Source organism: Burkholderia sp. LMU1-1-1.1 (assembly GCF_040675865.1).
GTDB lineage: Bacteria > Pseudomonadota > Gammaproteobacteria > Burkholderiales > Burkholderiaceae_D > Rugamonas.
Map to the genome: position 1 here is coordinate 159,615 of NZ_JBEGHG010000086.1, position 18,085 is coordinate 177,699.

Consider the following 18,085-nt stretch of genomic DNA (forward strand, 5'->3'; position numbering starts at 1 on the left):
CGGCGCCCGTCGCGAAGGCCAGTAACAGTGTCAATGCTGCATGGCGGCAAGATACTTTTGGCGCGAGTTGTGCCAAAATTCGTGATCTTGCCATTTTTTTTGCTGGCGATGCCGGTAACATGAGACTCCATCAGGGTGTGCGCTAGGCGCCATGTTACCGGATTGCCCTTAAAGATGGCGTACATATAACATCGTGTCACACCTGAAAGAAAATCTCATGTTGCCTACCGATTCCGCTCTGGTGCTTTTTAGCGGCGGACAAGATTCCACCACCTGCCTGGCCTGGGCGTTGAAACATTATGCCCGCGTCGAGACCATCGGTTTCGACTATGGCCAGCGGCACGCCGTCGAGCTGACCGTGCGTCCCGACGTCATCGCGCGCCTGCGCGCCCAGAACCCCGAGTGGGACGCCAAACTGGGCGAGGACCACATGATCGACCTGTCGCTGATCTCCGAGATCTCGCAGACCGCGATGACCCACGATATCGCCATCGAAACCCAGGCCAACGGCCTGCCGAACACCTTCGTTCCGGGCCGCAACCTGCTGTTCATGACGGTGGCGGCCACCGTGGCCTACCGGCGCGGCCTGACGGTGCTGGTCGGCGGCATGTGCGAGACCGATTTCTCCGGCTATCCGGACTGCCGCGACGACACCATGAAGGCGCTGCAGGTGGCGCTCAACCTGGGCATGGACACCCGCATCAAGCTGGAGACGCCGTTGATGTGGCGCGACAAGCGCCAGACCTGGGAGCTGGCGCAGGAGCTGGGCGGCCAGCCGCTGGTCGACCTGATCCGCGACGGCACCCACACCTGCTACCTTGGCGAGCGCGGCGCGCTGCACGACTGGGGCTACGGCTGCGGCACCTGCCCGGCGTGCGAACTGCGCGCGCGCGGGTACCGGCAGTTCGTGGGAAGCGAGGGGTAAATCCCGGCCGCCGCCTCGGTTACACCCCGTTCACCAACGCCAGATCGAAATTCGCTCCGCTGCTGCGCAATTTCCTGAGCGGGACGTGTTCGGGATCGTCGTTCCAGTCCTTCGCGTGCTGCTCCGAAGGGAACTCGATCAGCACCGCGATGCCCGGAAACACGGGCTGTCCCTCCAGCGTCTGTGTAGGGGCCTTGGCCAATATCTTGCCGCCGTGCTTCTGTATCAGCGCCGGCATCCTGGCGCCATATTCCTGTTGCCAGTCCGTGTTGTGCAGCGTTAAAGAACCTATCGCGTATGCAGCCATGGTGGTGCTCCTCATTGCCTGGTCGACAAACCCGCGCCGGCCCCGTGGCCGCCGCGCTTGTCGCGCGATCATTATTGAGTGAAAACCATCCCGGTATAAATGATTTTATGGTTTTTTCACCACTAAACACGTGTTATGAATCGGCACAACGCTTTGATTGTCATTTTGAGGCCGGACCCTGTTAGGATAAGGACGAGTTCGTTAGCGGATGCAACTTAGCCAGGGACATATCCTTGATGTCGTACTTATACCAGTTGCAGGTCACGGGTTAACCGGAAATGGCCGATATCCAGGCACAGCTGCGCCGGGTGGTGCAGGCCCTGCTGTCGCAGCGCGTGCTGCCGGCGCTGGTGCTGGCCGGCAGCCTCGGGGTCACCGCCGTGCTGTGGCAGGTCGCAAGCGCCGACGCCGAGCAGGAGGCCCAGGCCGACTTCGACGGCCGCGTGCGCGAACTGGTCAACCAGCTCGACCAGCGCATGCAAACCTATGTGCAGGTGCTGTACGGCGTGCAGGGCCTGTTTTACAGCTCGGTGGAAGTCGACCGCGGCGAATTCCGCAGCTATCTGGCCGGGCAGGAGCTGGGCCGCCATTTCCCGGGCGTGCAGGCGATCGGCTACATCCGCCTGGTCGGCGCCGACCAGCGCGAGGCGCACGAGGCCCTGGTGCGGCGCAGCGACTATCCGCACTACCGCCTGGTCCCGCCGGGCGCCCGTCCGTGGTACGCGCCCACCGTGTACATGGAACCTTTCAATGAAAGCAACCGCCGCGCGATCGGCTTCGACTCCGCTTCCGATCCGGTGCGCCGCGCCGCGCTGGAGCAGGCGCGCGATTCCGGCCAGCCGGCGATGACCGGCCGCATAGCCCTGGTGCAGGACCAGGGCGGGCTGCCACAGGCCGGTTTTCTGATCATGCTGCCCTTGTACAGCCCCGGCCAGCCGGTGCGCAGCTGGAGCGAACGCCGCGCCGCCATCACGGGCTGGGTGTTCGCGCCGTTCCGTGTCGGCGATCTGATGGCGGGGCTGGGCAACGCCCGCACCGCCGCGCTGGACGTGGAGATCTACGACGGCGACCGCGTGACGCCGGAGGCGCGCATGTACGACAGCGCGCCCGCCGCCAGCGCCACCTTGCGTTCGAGCGTGCAGCAGATCGCCATCGCCGGCCATCGCTGGACCTTGCGCATCTCGCTGCTGCCGGGGAAGTCCGCGCGCCCCGACCGCGCGCTGATGATCGCCGGGTTCGGCGTGCCGCTCGGCGGCCTGGCCGCCTGGGTGGCGTGGATGCTGACGCGGGCGCGGGTGCGCGCGCACCGGGCGCTGGCGCGCAGCCGCATGCTGGCCGGGGAGCTCAAGGACGGCCAGGCGGCGCTGATGGTATTGGCCGACAGCGCCCAGAGCAGCCAGGCGATGTTGCGCAGCATTCTCGATTCGACCATCGACGGCATCCTGGTCGACAACCTGAAAGGCTCGGTGCTCAACTCCAACCGGCGCTTCCGCGAATTGTGGAACGTGCCCGAGTGCCTGGACTGGCAAAGCGACGGCGCCGTGCTGATGCGCCACATGCGCGAGCAGCTGTACCGTTCCGACGGCGGCGTGCGGCTCGACGACGCGCAGCAGATGCTGCTGCCGGGCGTGCAGCGCGGCATGCCGGTGGAGGCCCAGCACGAGTTGCTGCGCCTGAAGGACGGCCGGGTGATCGAACAGCACACGCGCGGCCTGCGGCTGGGCAGCGAACCGGCGCGCATCTGGTCGTTCCGCGACATCACCGAGCGCACCCACACCGAGCGGCGCGAACAGACCCGGCGCCACGTGCTCGAACTGCTGGCCACCGGGGCGCCGCTGCACACCATCCTCGAGAGCGTGGTCAAGGGCGTCGAGACCGACAACGAGGACTTGATGTGCTGCGTGCTGCTGCTCGACGAGCCGGGCGAGCGCCTGCTGGTGACCGCCGCGCCCAGCCTGCCGGCCTTCTTCATCGCCGCCGTGCACGGCATGTCGGTGCACGCCCTGCACAGCGCCTGCGGCGAGGCGGTGCGCACGCGCAGCCGCGTGATCGTCGAGGATATCCGCAACGCGCCGGCGTGGATGGAGCACCGCGACCTGGCCGTGCAGGCGCGGCTCGGGTCGTGCTGGTCCGATCCGATCTTCGGCGCCGGCGGCAATGTGCTGGGCAGTTTCGCCGTGTTCCATCCGGAGGCGCGCCTGCCGAGCATTGCCAACATCGCGCTGACCGAGCAGGCCGCGCGGCTGGCCGGCATCGCCGTCGAGCAGGCCCAGGCGGCCGAGGCGGTGCGCGCCGGCGAGGCGCGCTTCCGCAGCCTGTACGACCACGCGCCGGTGGCGCTGTGGGAGCAGGACTGGTCGGCCGTGCGCGCCGCGCTGGCCGAGTTGACGCAGTCCGGCGTCGACGACATGGAGCGCTACCTGAGCGCCAATCCGAGCCAGGTGCGACGGCTGGCGTCGCTGGTGCGCATCCTCGACGTCAACGCCTCGGCGCTGCGGCAGATCGGCGTCGAGCCGCGCCACAAGGACATGTCGGTGATCACCCTGGCGCAGAACTTCAACGCCGAGGCCATGTCCGGCTTCGCGCGCGCGGTGACGGCGCTGGTGCGGGGCGAGCGCTTCTTTTCCTGCGAGGGCAGTTTCGAGCGCCTCGACGGCGTCACCCGCCTCAACGAGCTGACCTTGCTGGTGATGCCGGGCCACACGGACAGCCTGGACTTCGTCATCGTCTCGACGCTGGACACCACCGAAAAGCGCCGCATGCACGACGAGCTGCGGGTGCTGGCGACCACCGATTTCCTGACCGGGCTGCCGAACCGGCGCGAGTTCATGAACCGGCTGGCCGAGGAGCAGGAGCGGCTGCAGCGCGACATCGGCGCCTGCACGGCGGTGCTGCTGCTGGATCTGGACCACTTCAAGCGCATCAACGATGAATACGGCCACGCGGCCGGCGACGCGGTGTTGCGCCAGCTGAGCGAATTGATGCGGCAGGATCAGCGCAAGATCGATATGCGCGGGCGCATCGGCGGCGAGGAGTTCGCGATACTGCTGCCCGGCGCCACACTGGGCAAGGCGGCGGTGTTCGCCGACCGCCTGCGCCAGCGCATTGCCGATACGCCGATGTGCCTGGGCGACGGCTTGCAGTTGACGGTGACGGTCAGCATCGGCATCGCGGTCATGGGAGGCAAGCAGCCCGGCGGCGATGCGGCGCTGGTGCGGGCCGACCAGGCGTTGTACACGGCCAAACGCGGCGGGCGCAACCGGGTGGTGCTGATCGATGTCGAGGCGGATCGGCCGGGAGTTCAGGTCCCGGCCGCTTCCGGTTGAAAGGGGGAGAGCGGAGCTGTAAAGCAACTGGACAACGGTGATACGTAGGGCGGATTAGCGCAGCGTAATCCGCCATGCATGGGCCGCCGACGGAGCTTGGCGGATTACGGCGTGCCGCCTAATCCGCCCTACGTGTCTCCACGTGCCTCATACATAACCTTCATTGATTCAGACCGCGTGTTCCATCGTGGCGCGCAGGCGCTGCTTGCGCGAGCGGCTGCTGAAGTACCAGTACAGGCCGACCGGGATCAGCAGCGGTAGCAGCAGGGGCGAGATCGCCGCCGCCAGCAGCACGCCCGCCAGCACCAGGGCGCTGACCATGACGATGCCGACACCGGCGAACACCAGGCCGACGAACACCGCCGCGCAGGTCATCGCCAGCGCCGCGATCAGCAGGCCGCCGGCCCCCAGCACGATGCCGAGCAAGGCGCCGAATGGGCCGCCCACCTCGTCGCCGTCGACGTTGACGGTCATGCCGTCGCCGAACACCGCCTGGCACACCGACACCGCCAGCAGCAGGATGAAGAGGCCGAGTACGACTTTTTTGGTGGTGCTGGTTTTGCTGAGTTTGCTGTCCATGATCGATCCCTTGGTTATTTGTTGTTCGTTTGCCGTTTTGTTCAGGCATGGTCGAACTGTAGCGGCGCGCGCCGCCGCCGGCCATCGGATTGCGACAGACCGGCGGATTTGCGGGATGGAATGACGCCGGGCGGCGACGAGCGGGACGCACAGGGGCGGTGAAAACAGATGGTCGATCAGGAAACAAAAGGCCGATTGTTCCTTGATTTAAAGATATCCCTGCCTATACTGATAACCTGACTTGCGCAGGGAGGGTTTTACCATGGCATGGCTTGCAATAAGCGAGGGTCAATCGCTACCCTCGGTACTGAATCGGACCACGCGCCAACGCAGCGCACGGCAACGCTCCGGCGGAGGCCCGAAAGGTCCGCCCTCGGCGCCGCCGACCATACCGCCTATCATCATCACGCCGTTCAACTACAAAACGCCGCAACCGGCCATCGATCCGCGCGTCACGCCGCCGCGGCCGCCGATCGCGCCGCCGCCCCGGCCGTGCATCTCCTGCCTGGCCGTTTGCTGAACCGTTTCTGATTTCCGTCCGGATCGCGCCGGCACCGTCCCGTTCGAAGGCGGCGCCGGCGCGGGAGATTGCTCATCCATATCGAGTTGCTATTGTTGTTCGGGTGCTGGCCGCTTATGATTCCACCCCCGACCCCAATTCAACACGAGCCCCAAGCATGAGCAACGACTACCCGGAAGATTTCGATGAACAGCCCGACGACGACGCCCCGATCCAGGAGGCGCGCGTGTGGCAAGGCAATGGCTGGACCGCGCGCGTGATCAAGAACGACGACGACGAGGGCTGGGCCGTGGCGATGATCAAGGACGGCGAGCCGGAGCCGGCGCTGGTCGGTCCCTGGACCATGGGCCGCGACAAGAAAAATCCCAAGCCGCTCGACGTCAACGCCTTCAACACCCTGGTCAAGACCGCCAACGAGGTGATCCGCCGCCACGAGCAGCAACTGCACGCCCAGCTGCACAAGAACGTGTTCGTCAGCACCGACGACGGCCAGGTCAAGGTCGCGCTCGACATCGTGCCCGACGAGGACGACGCCTACGCCACCCTGACCGCGTTCGACCCCTACGGCGAGCAGATCGCCCAGGTGCGGGTGCCGCCGACTTTCAAGCTGAGCGTGACGAGCGCCTCGGCGTGGATCGAAAAAGGCTACAAAAAGCCCTGAGCGCGAAACCCGCACGGCCCGGCGGGGTCTGACCCATCGGGGTCAGCCCCCTAAGCGGCGCGGCTGGCGTATCGCTAAAAGCATACGGGTTTGACCGCCACGGGCCAATTTCGCGATCAGCGCTGGCTTTGACAGCCGTTGACCTGATAGTATTTCCTATGTGCATCAATCCCACTTAGGAAATTCGATGGAAAGTCGTCTCACCCGTCTTGAAGCCGTCCAGGCCATGCTGCTCGAAATCGGGCAGAAATCGAGCACCTGCACCGATATCAGCGAGTTTTTGCAGGCCGTGCACGCGGCGCTGGGCCGCATCATGTACGCGGCCAATTTCTTCGTCGCGCTGAGCGACCACGACGGGCCGGCCAACCAGGTGCGCTTCGTCTATTTCGTCGACGAGGTCGACGAGCCGCCCAGCCGCGACGAATTGTTCGAGCTGAAGGCGGGCGAGTCGCCGACGGCGGCGGTGATCGCCAGCGGCAAGCCGATCGTCATGACGGCGGCCGAACACGTGTCCAAGCGCGAGGACAACGCCGGCTTCGGCATCGGCACCATCGCCGAGCACTGGATGGGCTGCCCGCTGCTGGACCAGAACCACCAGGTGCTGGGCGTGATCGTCATCCAGAGCTACGACAAGCGGCACACCTTCAGCCAGGAGGACCAGGCGCTGTTCGCGCTGATCGCCAACCACGTCTCGAGCGCGCTGCGCGGCCTGCAGAGCATGGACCGGCTCGAACGCGCGGTGCAGGAGCGCACCGCGCTGCTGGCGCACGAGGTGGCCGAGCGGCGCCGCGCCGAGAACATCCAGCGCGCGCTCTACGAGCTGGCCAACCTGTCGGCGACGACCACCGGCGGCAACGTGCTCAACACGCGGCTGCATGAAATCATCAGCGAGCTGGTGCCGGCGCAAAACTTCCTGATCGCGATCTATCATCCGGACACCGAGGAAGTGAGCATCCCGTATTTCGTCGACCAGAAGGACGACCAGGCGCCGGTCAAGCGCTTCGATTTCGGCATCGGCATGTCGTCGTATATTTTGCGGCGCAAGCAGGCGGCCATGCTCGACAAGGCCGGCTTGAACGCGCTGGTGGCCGCCGGCGAGATCGCCCAGCCGCTGGGCAATGTCGATATCGCCAGCTGGATGGGCGCGCCGATGCTGCTGGGCGACCAGGCCTACGGCGTGATCATCGTGCAGAGCTACGACGCCGCCGTCATCTACTCCCAGGGCGATCTGGACATCCTGGCCTTCATGGCCAGCCACGTCGCGGTGGCGATCGCGCGCATGCAGGCCGAGCGCGAAATCCGCCGCGCCAAGGACGCGCTCGAAGAGCAGAACGCGGCGCTGGAGAACGCGCTGACGTCGCTCAAGGACGCGCAGGGCGAACTGGTCCGGCAGGAGAAGCTGGCCTCGCTGGGACGGCTGGTGGCCGGCGTGGCGCACGAGATCAACACGCCGCTGGGCATCTGCGTGACGGCCACCAGCCACCTGGTGGAGGAACTGAAGCTGACGCGCGAGGACATGGCGGCGGGCGTGCTCGACGAGGACGGCCTGAACCAGTTCTTCGACATCATCGACCAGTCGCTGCGCATCATGACGACCAACACGCAGCGGGCGGCGGCGCTGGTGCGCAGCTTCAAGCAGGTGGCGGTGGACCAGTCGTCCGACGACATCCGCAGCTTCAACCTGCGCAAGTATCTCGACGAGGTGCTGCTGTCGCTGCAGCCCAAGCTCAAGGGCAAGCCGATCGCCATCGAGATCGACTGCGAGGAGCGCATCGAGATGGCCAGCTTCCCCGGCGCGGTGTCGCAGATCGTCACCAACATGGTGATGAACTCGCTGGTGCACGGCTACGAGGAGGGGCAGTCGGGCAAGATCAAGATCAGCGGCAAGCTCGACGGCGATTTCGTCGTGTTCGAGTACAGCGACGACGGCGTCGGCATGGACACCGGCACCTTGAGCCAGCTGTTCGACCCGTTCTTCACCACCAAGCGCGGCTCGGGCGGCAGCGGCCTGGGCGCGCACATCCTGTTCAACCTGGTGACGGGCGCGCTGGGCGGCACCGTCAAGGTGGCCAGCGCGCCGGGCATGGGCCTGCACTACAAGCTGCGCTTCCCCAAGGTCAAGCGCAAGTAACAACGAAACGTGGCGCATGAAATACCGCAGAGACACGTAGGGCGGATTAGGCGGCACGCCGTAATCGGCCATCTATGAGCCGCCGACCGCGCATGCATGGCCGATTACGCTGCGCTAATCCGCCCTACGTGTTTTAGATGACACATACTTTTCTCACGGGATAAATGATGATGGGTTTACGTTCGATTTTTTTGGCATCGATATTTTTTGTGGCGCAGGTGCAGGCGGTGGCCGCCGAGCCCAAACCGGTTGATGCGGAGGCCGCCGTCCGGCAAGCCGACGACGCGTACTGGGCCGCCTACAACCGTGCCGACCCGGTCGCGATGAACGCGTTCCTGGCCGACGATGTGGAGTTCTACCACGACCGTGGCGGCACCCTGATCGGCAAGAAAGCGCTGGCCGCCGTCAACAGCGAGATGGGCACTGGGGACCACACGCTGCGCCGCGAAGCGCTCCCCGGCACCGTGAAGTTTTTCCCGATGCGCAAGGACGACGTTATCTACGGCTATCTGTCGACCGGCGAACACCAGTTCATCGTCCTGCCGAAGGACAAACCCGAGTTCCTGGCCGGGCGCGCGCTGTTCACGCAGCTGTGGGTCTTGCAGGGCAAGGAGTGGAAAGTCTCGCGCATCTTCAGCTACGAGCACGCCGACGCGAAATAACCCGGCACGGCGGCGACGCTTCGGTGCGGAGCGAAGTGTCCTGCGCCAGCAATCCCTAAGATGGGCGTTCATGGGCGGCACTCGCGCCGCCCTTCATCAGAAAACGCCCATGCACCCCTCGAACGCCGTTGCCGCCGCCAGTCATCCCGACCCCTATCCCTACTACCGTCAATTGCTGGCGGGGCCCGCGCTGTATTGCGACGCCGATCCGCGACTGTGGATCGCCAGCCGGGCGGACGTCATCCAAGAGGTATTCGATAATCCGCACTGTCTGGTGCGACCCATCGCCGAGCCGGTTCCCCTGGCTATCGCAGGTGGCGACGCCGGAGGCGTCTTCGCAAGACTGATACGCATGAACGATGGCGCCGCGCATGCCGGCCCCAAGCGCGCCATCGGGCAGGCGCTGGCCGGGATGGACCTGGCGGACGTTGCCGATAAAACCCGCCGGCTGGCGGCCATGCTCGAGGAGCGGCATGCCCTGGCCGATGGCGCCGCCCTCACGCGCTGGCTGTTCGAGCTGCCCACCTGTGTCGTAGCCGATCTGCTCGGCGTGGGCCGTGCGGAACTGCCGCTGGTGGCGCGCCGGGTGGCGGAGTTCGTGCGCTGCCTGTCGCCGTTGTCGACGCCGCAACAATTGGCCGAAGCGGATGCCGCCGCGCGTTCCCTGAATCGACGCTTCAGCGAGCTGGTCCGATCGGGTACCGCGGTACCGGGCACGCTGCTGGGGGAGGTGTGCCGGCAGGGCGCAAAGACCGGCTGGGGAGGGCAGGAGGCGATCGTCGCCAATGTTATCGGCCTGCTGTCGCAAACCCACGAAGCGACGGCCGGACTGATCGGGAATTGCATCGTGGCTTTGCTCGGCCAGCCTGGATTGGAACAGCGTCTGCGCGCCGAGCCGGCATTGGCGGCGGCGTTGGTGCGGGAGGTGGCGCGCTTCGATCCTCCGGTGCAGAACACGCGGAGGTTTGTGGCGCAGGCGACTAGTGTCGCGGGCGTGGCGCTGCAGCCGGGAGACGCCGTTTTGTTATTGCTGGCGGCGGCGGGGCGCGATGGGCGGGTTCATGCGCAACCGGATGCGTTTGTGTTGGAGCGGTCGGATTGTCCGCCGCCTGGCTTTGGACACGGGAGGCATGCTTGTCCGGGACGGAGCCTGGCCTTTGTTATCGCCACGGCGGCGATACGTTACTTGCTGCAGCGGCCGGTCTCGTTGGGACAGGCGGAACTCGGGTGGGGCTATCGGCCGTCGGCCAACGCGCGGTTGCCGGAGTTTTTTAACGCTGGCTTGGAGGGACGGTCATGATTGCCGTGATTTTTGAGGTTGTTCCGCATAGTCACGCGCGGCAGCGGTATCTGGCGCTGGCGGCGGAGCTGGCGCCGCTGCTGGCCGGGATCGATGGCTTTGTGTCCATCGAGCGCTTTCAAAGCTTGAGCCAGCCGGAGAAGATTTTGTCGTTGTCGTTTTGGCGCGATGAGGAGGCGGTGCGGCTGTGGCGCAATACGCAGGAGCATCGCGCCGCGCAGTCGCAGGGCAGGGCGGGGGTGTTTGCCGATTACCGGTTGCGCATCGCGGGGGTGATGCGGGATTACGGGTTGGTCGAACGTGCGCAGGCGCCGGAGGATAGCCGTGCTGCGCACGGACCTGCCGGAGCCGCGAACTGAGCTTGGCGGATTACGCTGCGCTAATCCGCCCTACGTGATTTCGGGGTGTATTCCAGGGCACGTTATTTAGGCGCCGATGATGTTAATTCGCCTTCCGGGATTTCATGCCTGTCAGCGTGGCGTTCACCCAGGCCATCAGCTTTTCGTCGTCGGCCATGTTGCCGTCGTAGCGCACGGTCGGCACGAACGGTTCGCGCGTGGCCTGGAAGGCCGTGTAGATCGCCGACGGCACCGCGATCGCGCCCCTGCCGCTGGGGAGTTTGTATGGGCCGATCTCGCCATACGGCGAGTAGCCGATCGTCGGCTCGCCCAGGATCACCGTGTCGGACATGGACGAGATCTGCTGGACGAAATTCATGCAGGAGCTGAAGCAGCCACGGTCGATGACGGCGGCCACGCGGGGGCCGCCTGGCCGCCGGCGGACCTTGGCGGCGAGGGCGGCGGCGGCCTCCTTGCTGGCGTATTCGACCCGCGATAGCGGTTCGCCCTTGGCCACCGATGCTTCCAGTTCCTGGATCATGCGTTCAAACTCCGGTTTGGAGGCGGCAAACTGCTCCAGACTGGTGTACCGCCGGTACAGGTCGATCGTGGCCTGGTCGGCGATCACCGATTTGACGTAGGACGCGGTGTTGCCCAGCTCCTCGCCATACGCCTTGCCATACAAAGCCTGCAGCGCGCGGTTGCCCCAGCTGGAATCGCCGCCGCCATTGCCGCGCAGGTCGAAGACGATCCAGCCGGTGTGCTTGAGCGCGGCCAACTTCGGATACAGCGCCGTGTAGGCGTCGCCGGAGATGCCGCCGTTGAAGTCGGGCATGCCGACCCATTGCTTGTCCGCCGCCAGCCGGTACAGGCCGACCGGCCGCGCCTTGGCTTTGTAGCTTTTGCGCACAGTGCCGAGGCGTGATTCGCCGATGCCGTCGGCCACCGCGCGCAGCGGCAGATCGTATGTTCGGGCGCCGTCTGCCTGCTCGAACGTGCATTGCTTGGGTGTCCAGCCGAGGCCGGTGTCGAACATCGACACGCGGGCGAGTTCGCTCAGCGTGGTCGCGTATTCGAGGCTGTGGTTGCTGAGCGGGGCCACATTGCTTTTCAGGTAGGTGCCGATCCAGACGCCATCGCAGCTTTGCACGGTGGCGCCGAGCGGCGGCAGCGCGTGCGGCCAGTCCGGTTCCGACCAGACGACGCGGAATTTGCCGTCGACGTGATCGAGCACGACGCCGGTCCAGGCCGTGGTTTTCAGGCCGAGCTGGATGCCGGTGTGCGGATCGCCGAAGCCGTTGATGAAGCGCACCAGCGCGCGCTTGTAGTCCTGCTCGGTTTTGGCGTCGGCCGCCTCCAGCATGCCGGCGCGGGCGCCGGACTCGAGCGGCGCGGTGACATCGATCTGACCGCTCACGTTGCCCGCATGGCTGCTGCGCACCTTGTCGATGGCGAACTTCATGTCGGCCTGGGCGATGGCGCTCCAGTCGGTGGCGCCAAAGCATGGCGTTGCAAACACTGCGAACGCCAAAGGAAGGATATTGAGACGATGCTTTTTGTGGACGGTCATGAACGATGGTATCGGCAAAGTTGAGTTGATAAGATGGTAACTCAGTTCGCTGTCTTGATGCTGCCAAGAAAACTATTTTCTTATCGCCGCTAAGTCACTTTGTCTCGCTCGACCACACCTTCATCGTTTGCACGGCCAGCAGTTTGCACTGCCCGCCGACGTTGACGTAGGTGCGCATGAACTGGTAGCGGTTGCTGCGCCAGGTTTTTCCGTCGGCGTTCCACTGCTCGACCGTGCTGAGGCCGCGCAGCACGACGGTGTCGCCGCCGGCGTGGGCGTGGACGTCGCTGGTGGTGCGCGACTTGTGCACGACGGCGGGCTTTTTCGAACGCTCCAGCACCACCGCCTTGCCTTCCGTTTGCGACGCCAGGTTGTGCACCCAGACGTAGTCGTCGGCCAGCCACCGGTCGAGGAAGGCGACGTCGCCGACGCGCAGCGCTTCCTCGTACTGTCGGTCGCGCTCGATCAGATCGGCGGTCGGCAGGCAGGGCGCGGCCGCCGCGCTCAGCGACAGCGCCCAGCCCAGTGCCATCAAGCCTGCTTTCATTTCGACGGCACCTTGGTGATCTCCACTTCCCAGTCCACGCCCGATTCGATCTTGTGCTTGGCGGCGTAGTTGCCCTGGCTGATGGCAATCGCCACGTCCAGCAGGCTGTTGAGGTAGACCAGCGGCTTGCCCTTGGCGACGCCGCCGAAGGTGTGCTCGAACGGCGCGATCACCTTGTCGATCTGTTTGCCGTTGTGCAGGATGCGCACCTGCACTTGCTCATGCACGCCGACCTTCAATTCGTCGAACAGCGATTTTGGAATGTTGGTCCAGACGTTGCCGTATTTGACGTCGAGCACCGGGATGATGCCGCGAATGGTGTTGCCGTTGCGGACGGCCTTCTGGTACGGGATCTTGACCACCGATTCGCTCGGCAGCACCGGGCCGACCTGCTCGTAGGTGATGGCGCCCGAGGCCAGGCGCGCGCCGACGAAGGCGTAGACGTCGCGGCCGTGGAAGGTGTAAGACTCGGCAGAGCCGGCCAGGCGGTTGACCTTTTCGTCGATCTCGCGCAGTTCGGCCACGCCGTCGCGTTCGGCGATCAAGGTGAACAGGCCGTTGTCGGGGCCGACGAAGTAGCGGCCTTCCTTGGTTTTTAGCACCACCGACTTGCGCGCGGTGCCGACGCCAGGATCGATCACCGAGACGAATACGCTGCCCTTGGGCCAGTAGTTGGCGGTCTGGTACAGGCGGTAGGCGCCGAGCCAGATGTCGTAGTCGGGGATGTTGTGGGTCAGGTCGGACACCTGCAGGGTCGGATCGACGCCGTAGGCGACGCCGTGCATCGCCGAGACGGCGCCGTCCGAGGTGCCGAAGTCGGTCATCAGGACCAGGGCGTTCTTGGCGTCGGCCGCGTAGGCTTGCGCGGTCAGCAAGGCGCCGAGGCAGGCGGTGGCGAGCAGTTTGGAGAGCTTCATGTTTTTCCCGGATTAATTGAGCTTAGAAAGTGTAGCGCAGGCGGCCATAGAAATAGGCGCCGTTGAGGCCGATCGGATTAATAAAATTGTACGGCAGCGCGCCGCCATAGGTGGCGTTGTTGGTCTGGCGCACGCGCTGCGGGTAGCGGTCGAGGATGTTGTCGCCGCCGATGGCCACCGTCAGCTGCCTGGTCAGCTTGTATTGCGCCTCCAGGTCCAGCGTCCAGACGGCGCCGAATCGCTGGGCGTTGACGCCGTCGATGACCTCGGCGTCCTGGTCGTACGAGAAGTCCTTGAGCGGGCCGAAACGGGTGGCCTTGGCCTGCAGGCTCCACTGCGCCGCCTGCCAGTCGGCGCTCAGCACCAGCTTGTTCTTCGGCGAGGCGTTGCGGATGCGGAACAGGCTCATGTCGGTCAACAAGGTCAGGTCCGGATCGATTTGCGACAGCGCGGCCGAGCTTTGGCGCGCCTTGTCGATGCGGGTCTTGTTGATGTTGAGCGCCGCGTTCAGGTCGAGCTTGCCGCCGGCGAACGGCAGGTCGTGGTTGACGACCGCGTCGAAGCCGGTGGTGGTGGTGTCGAGCAGGTTGGCCAGGTAGGCCACCGACTGGATGTCGCTGCGGCCGATGCCGGCCAGGTAGGCGGTGGCGGCGTCGCTTTGCAGGTCGCTGGTGCGGGTGATGCGGTCGCGGATCTTGATGCGGTAGGCGTCCAGGGTGACGCTGGTGTTGCGCTGCGGACGCCAGGCGGCGCCGACCGACAGGTTGGTCGACTTCTCGGGCTTGAGCGCCTCGGCGCCGAAGGCGCGCGCCAGCGGATCGCCGGCCGGCAGCAGCGAGGCCGTTTGCAGCGCGCTGCCGTCCTCGTTGAAGTTCAAGGTCGAGAAGCGGAAGCCGGTTTGCACCAGCGCCGGCGCGCGGAAGCTGTTCGACAGCGAGCCGCGCAGCAGGAAGCCGTCGCTCAGTTTGTAGCGCGCCGACAGCTTGCCGGTGCTGGCGGTGCCGAAGTCGCTGTAGTCCGAGTAGCGGGCGGCCGCGCCCAGCAGCAGGCGGCTGGTGACGTCGCTTTCGATGTCGGCGTAGACCGAGCGGATCGAGCGGCTGCCGTCGAAGGCGTCCTGGGGGCGCAGGCCGGGGCCGGCCTGCGCCCCCGGAGGCGCGCCGGGGACGGTGCCGGCGGCGTACGAGGCCGGGTCGCCCGGCGAGCTTCGATAGGTTTCGCGCATGTACTCGGCGCCCAGCGCCAGGTTGACCGGGGCGCCGATGCCGAGGTCCAGCTCGCGCGTGACGTCGGCGTTGACGGCGTTTTGCTTGAAGTCGAAGGTGGCCAGGTGGAAGCTGGTCGGGCTGGCGTCGCCCAGCGAGGCGTTGACCGAGTTGGACAGGTCGTACTCGAACTTGTTGCCGCCGTGGCGGGCGCTCAGGTCCCAGTTCCAGGCGCCGCTGGCCAGGCGCAGGCCGGCGACGACGCTGGTGTCGGTCATGTCGCCGTTGGTGCCGGGGCGATAGCCGTTGGGGTAGATGGCCGGCACGTTGGACGGGTCGCCCGGGTAGCGGAAGTAGGCGCTGCCGTCGGACTTGCGTTTGTTGACGGTGGCGAAGGAGTAGGCGTCGACCCCCGCGCTGGCGCTTATTGGCACCAGCGCGTTGTAGAACAGGTAGTGGTTCTTTTGCTGCGAATCGCCGGATTTGAACACCACCTGGCCGTCGAGCGCGAGGTCTTGCGGCGTGGCGTTCCACGAGGTCCAGCCGGCGTCGCTGCGGCCGGCGCGGTTGGTCGGGTTGCGGTCGCGCGTTTCGGCGCCGAAGCGCACGAAGCCGGCGTCGCCGACCGGCACGCCGTAATCGGCGCTGACGATTTTGGTCTGGCCGTCGGTCTTGGTGTCGTTGGTCGGCTTGAAGTCGGTGTGGTTGGCGCCGTAGCTGACCGAGGCCGAGCCGCCGCTGCGGGCTTTTTTGAGCACGATGTTGATGACACCGGCGACGGCGTCGCTGCCGTACTGGGCGCCGGCGCCGTCGCGCAGGATTTCGATGTGGTCGATGGCGCCCGGCGGGATGGCGTTGACGTCGACCGGGACGGTGCCGGCGAAGCTGCTTTCGGTGTCGAGCACGGCGCTGGCGTGGCGGCGTTTGCCGTTGATCAGCACCAGCACCTGGTCGGGCGCGAGGCCGCGCAGCTGGATGCCGCGCACGGAGTCGGAGGCGCCGCTCGATTCGATGCGCGGGAAGTTGATCGACGGCGACAGGTTTTGCAGGGCGGCGCCGAGGTCGCCGCTGGCGAGGGCGTTTTCCACCTCGCGCTGGCCGAAGCGGTCGATCGGGACGGCGCTGTCGAACACGGTGCGGTTGCGGGCGCGCGAGCCGACCACGGTGACCTGGTCGATGGCGGCGGTTTCGCCGGCGGCCGTTTCCTGCGCCTGGGCGGCGGGCAGCGAGGACAGCAACAGCGCGCAGGCGATGACGCTGCGGCGCAGGGGGAATTGGGGGAGGGTGTGGCGCGGCATGAGGATTCCTTGCTTGGTCTGGACCAATATCTTACGAGCAAGGAATTCCGTTTAACAACAACCGATTGCAAATATGCTTATGCGCGCTTAGTCCGGGAAGCGCTCGTTGATGGCGACCGCTTTGTCGATGTTTTGCACCAGCAGGTCGACATACACCGGGTCGAGGTGCTGGCCGGCCACCTCGCGCAGGTGCTCGACCACCTTGTCGATCGGCCAGGCGTCCTTGTAGCAGCGCTTGTGCATCAGCGCGTCGAAGACGTCGGCGACGGCGACGATGCGCGCGTACAGGTGGATGTCGTGGCCCTTCAACCCCTGCGGATAGCCGCTGCCGTCGAATTTCTCGTGGTGCTGGTGGGCGATGACGGCCGCCGCCTTGAGAATCGGCCGCTGCGAGCCGTCCAGGATCGACAGGCCCACCGTCGGGTGCTGCTTCATGATTTCCCATTCGGCGGCGTCGAGCTTGCCCGGCTTGAGCAGCACCGCGTCCGGCGTGGCGATCTTGCCGATGTCGTGCATCGGGGCGGCGTGGCGCAGCACGGCCGTCTCTTCCTCCGGCATGCCGGCGGCGGTGGCCAGCAGGTGGCACACCTCGGCCATGCGGCGCACGTGGTTGCCCGCCTCGTTCGAGCGCGATTCGACGACGTCGCCCAGGCGCAGGATCAGCTCGGCCTGGGTGTCGGTGATCTCCTGGGTCAGCAGGATGTTGTCGAAGGCGATGGCGACGCCGGAGCAGAACACCTCGAGCAGCTTGGTGTCGATCTCGGAGATTTCCTCGACGCCCTTGAGGATCAGCAGCGAGGCCTTGCCGCTGTTGTTGGGGAAGTAGCCGATATAGGTGTCGCCCTCGACGCGCGAAATCTTGTTGCTCTTGGCGGCGTCGAGCTGGGCCAGCACCGCGTCATTGAGCAGCGTGCCCTCGTCGTCGCCGATATGGGCCAGCACCTCGTATTCCTGTTCGCCGCCGAAGGCGGTGGCGCCGCGCAGGCGCAGCAGCATGCTGTGTTCGAGGCGCAACAGCGCGACCACTTGCTGCAGCAGGCCGTTGGCGAAGTCCTTGAGGTTGCGTTGCTGGAAGATGTGGGCCGAGGCGGCGATCACCCGTTCCAGGCCTTCGCGGTAGTTGGCCTGGGCGCGGCGGGCGTCCTCGACCTTCATGATGTCGCGGTAGGCGCGCAGCGCGGCGAAGGTGGTGGTGAACAGCTTGGTGCGGTCGAGCTCGGTCTTCTCTTTGTAGTCGTTGATGTCGTAGTTGACGATCACCCTTTCCTCCGGCGCCTGGCCGGGCTGGCCGGTGCGCAGCACGATGCGGGTGAACTGGTTGTCGAGGTCCTGGCGCATCCAGCGCGCCACTTCGAGGCCGCTGTCTTCCTTTTCCATCACCACGTCGAGGAACACCAGCGCGATGTCGGTTTCGCGCGCCAGCACTTCCTTGGCTTCGGCGCCGCTGTAGGCGTGCACGAAGGTCAGGGCGCGGCCGTCGAGGCGGAAGCGGCTCAAGGTGAGCTTGGTGATGTCGTGGATGTCCGGTTCGTCATCGACCAACAGAACTTTCCACGGTGCTAACTTGGGCGAAGCAGATGACAAAAAGGACATAGGGGAACGTTCCGCTAAATGACGTATGGATTAATTTTTGATTGTAGTCGTCTCCAACGCTATTAACAACAGGCAATAAAATTTCCTGCTGCTTTGCACAACACTCTGGGGCTGGAGGGGCGTAGTGTTAGTTTTACGTAACACTACGTATGGGCTGAACAATACTTTGAATTGGGCAAGATTGCTATCCCGATGTGAAATATTTT

The 18,085-nt window shown here is 65.5% G+C and carries 14 protein-coding genes; 7 read left to right on the plus strand and 7 right to left on the minus strand.

Annotated features, from left to right (window positions below):
* Nucleotides 1-217 precede the first annotated feature (217 nt).
* Complete coding sequence (gene queC / locus MRBLMU1_RS31950; RefSeq protein WP_363510570.1) at nt 218-925, plus strand: 7-cyano-7-deazaguanine synthase QueC; 708 nt, start codon at nt 218-220, stop codon at nt 923-925.
* Nucleotides 926-944: 19 nt separating this feature from the next.
* Here the strand turns inward: queC and MRBLMU1_RS31955 are convergent, their stop codons facing one another.
* The gene (locus MRBLMU1_RS31955) at nt 945-1,232 is read right to left on the minus strand and encodes a DUF1330 domain-containing protein (protein ID WP_363510574.1); all 288 of its coding nucleotides are present in this window, start codon (nt 1,230-1,232) and stop codon (nt 945-947) included.
* Between the two features lie 278 nt (nt 1,233-1,510).
* On the opposite strand from MRBLMU1_RS31955, the gene MRBLMU1_RS31960 reads away from it, so the two are divergent.
* The gene (locus tag MRBLMU1_RS31960; RefSeq protein ID WP_363510577.1) at nt 1,511-4,558 is read left to right on the plus strand and encodes a sensor domain-containing diguanylate cyclase; all 3,048 of its coding nucleotides are present in this window, start codon (nt 1,511-1,513) and stop codon (nt 4,556-4,558) included.
* A gap of 168 nt (nt 4,559-4,726) precedes the next feature.
* Here the strand turns inward: MRBLMU1_RS31960 and MRBLMU1_RS31965 are convergent, their stop codons facing one another.
* A complete protein-coding gene (locus tag MRBLMU1_RS31965; RefSeq protein ID WP_363510580.1) occupies nt 4,727-5,137 on the minus strand; it encodes a hypothetical protein in 411 nt (136 codons plus the stop codon).
* Nucleotides 5,138-5,814: 677 nt separating this feature from the next.
* Here MRBLMU1_RS31965 and MRBLMU1_RS31970 point away from each other — a divergent pair.
* The 5 genes from MRBLMU1_RS31970 to MRBLMU1_RS31990 all read left to right on the plus strand — a co-directional run bounded on the left by MRBLMU1_RS31970 (nt 5,815) and on the right by MRBLMU1_RS31990 (nt 10,770).
* Complete coding sequence (locus MRBLMU1_RS31970) at nt 5,815-6,318, plus strand: hypothetical protein (protein ID WP_363510583.1); 504 nt, start codon at nt 5,815-5,817, stop codon at nt 6,316-6,318.
* Nucleotides 6,319-6,505: 187 nt separating this feature from the next.
* Nucleotides 6,506-8,449, plus strand: a complete 1,944-nt coding sequence (locus tag MRBLMU1_RS31975; protein WP_363510586.1) for a GAF domain-containing sensor histidine kinase — start codon at nt 6,506-6,508, stop codon at nt 8,447-8,449.
* Nucleotides 8,450-8,640: 191 nt separating this feature from the next.
* On the plus strand, nt 8,641-9,111 hold the full coding sequence (locus MRBLMU1_RS31980; RefSeq protein WP_363510589.1) for a nuclear transport factor 2 family protein: 471 nt from the start codon (nt 8,641-8,643) through the stop codon (nt 9,109-9,111).
* A 109-nt stretch (nt 9,112-9,220) separates the two neighbouring features.
* A complete protein-coding gene (locus MRBLMU1_RS31985) occupies nt 9,221-10,411 on the plus strand; it encodes a cytochrome P450 (RefSeq protein ID WP_363510592.1) in 1,191 nt (396 codons plus the stop codon).
* Nucleotides 10,408-10,770 (plus strand): antibiotic biosynthesis monooxygenase family protein, encoded by a 363-nt coding sequence (locus MRBLMU1_RS31990; protein ID WP_363510595.1) that lies wholly within the window; start codon nt 10,408-10,410, stop codon nt 10,768-10,770. The genes MRBLMU1_RS31985 and MRBLMU1_RS31990 overlap by 4 nt, the downstream gene beginning before the upstream one ends.
* An 82-nt stretch (nt 10,771-10,852) precedes the next feature.
* Here MRBLMU1_RS31990 and MRBLMU1_RS31995 read toward each other — a convergent pair whose 3' ends face one another.
* The 5 genes from MRBLMU1_RS31995 to MRBLMU1_RS32015 all read right to left on the minus strand — a co-directional run bounded on the left by MRBLMU1_RS31995 (nt 10,853) and on the right by MRBLMU1_RS32015 (nt 17,879).
* Entirely contained in the window at nt 10,853-12,268 is a 1,416-nt protein-coding gene (locus tag MRBLMU1_RS31995; RefSeq protein WP_363510598.1) for a hypothetical protein, read from the minus strand.
* A gap of 145 nt (nt 12,269-12,413) precedes the next feature.
* On the minus strand, nt 12,414-12,866 hold the full coding sequence (locus tag MRBLMU1_RS32000) for a nuclear transport factor 2 family protein (protein WP_363510601.1): 453 nt from the start codon (nt 12,864-12,866) through the stop codon (nt 12,414-12,416).
* Nucleotides 12,863-13,783: an SAM hydrolase/SAM-dependent halogenase family protein gene (locus MRBLMU1_RS32005; RefSeq protein ID WP_363510603.1), complete on the minus strand. Its 921-nt coding sequence runs from the start codon at nt 13,781-13,783 to the stop codon at nt 12,863-12,865. Before MRBLMU1_RS32005 ends, MRBLMU1_RS32000 begins: the two co-directional genes overlap by 4 nt.
* Before the next feature lie 22 nt (nt 13,784-13,805).
* Nucleotides 13,806-16,286, minus strand: coding sequence for a TonB-dependent receptor plug domain-containing protein (locus MRBLMU1_RS32010; RefSeq protein ID WP_363510605.1), 2,481 nt, complete (start codon nt 16,284-16,286; stop codon nt 13,806-13,808).
* Nucleotides 16,287-16,373: 87 nt separating this feature from the next.
* Nucleotides 16,374-17,879 (minus strand): HD domain-containing phosphohydrolase, encoded by a 1,506-nt coding sequence (locus MRBLMU1_RS32015; protein ID WP_363510608.1) that lies wholly within the window; start codon nt 17,877-17,879, stop codon nt 16,374-16,376.
* Between the last annotated feature and the right edge of the window lie 206 nt (nt 17,880-18,085).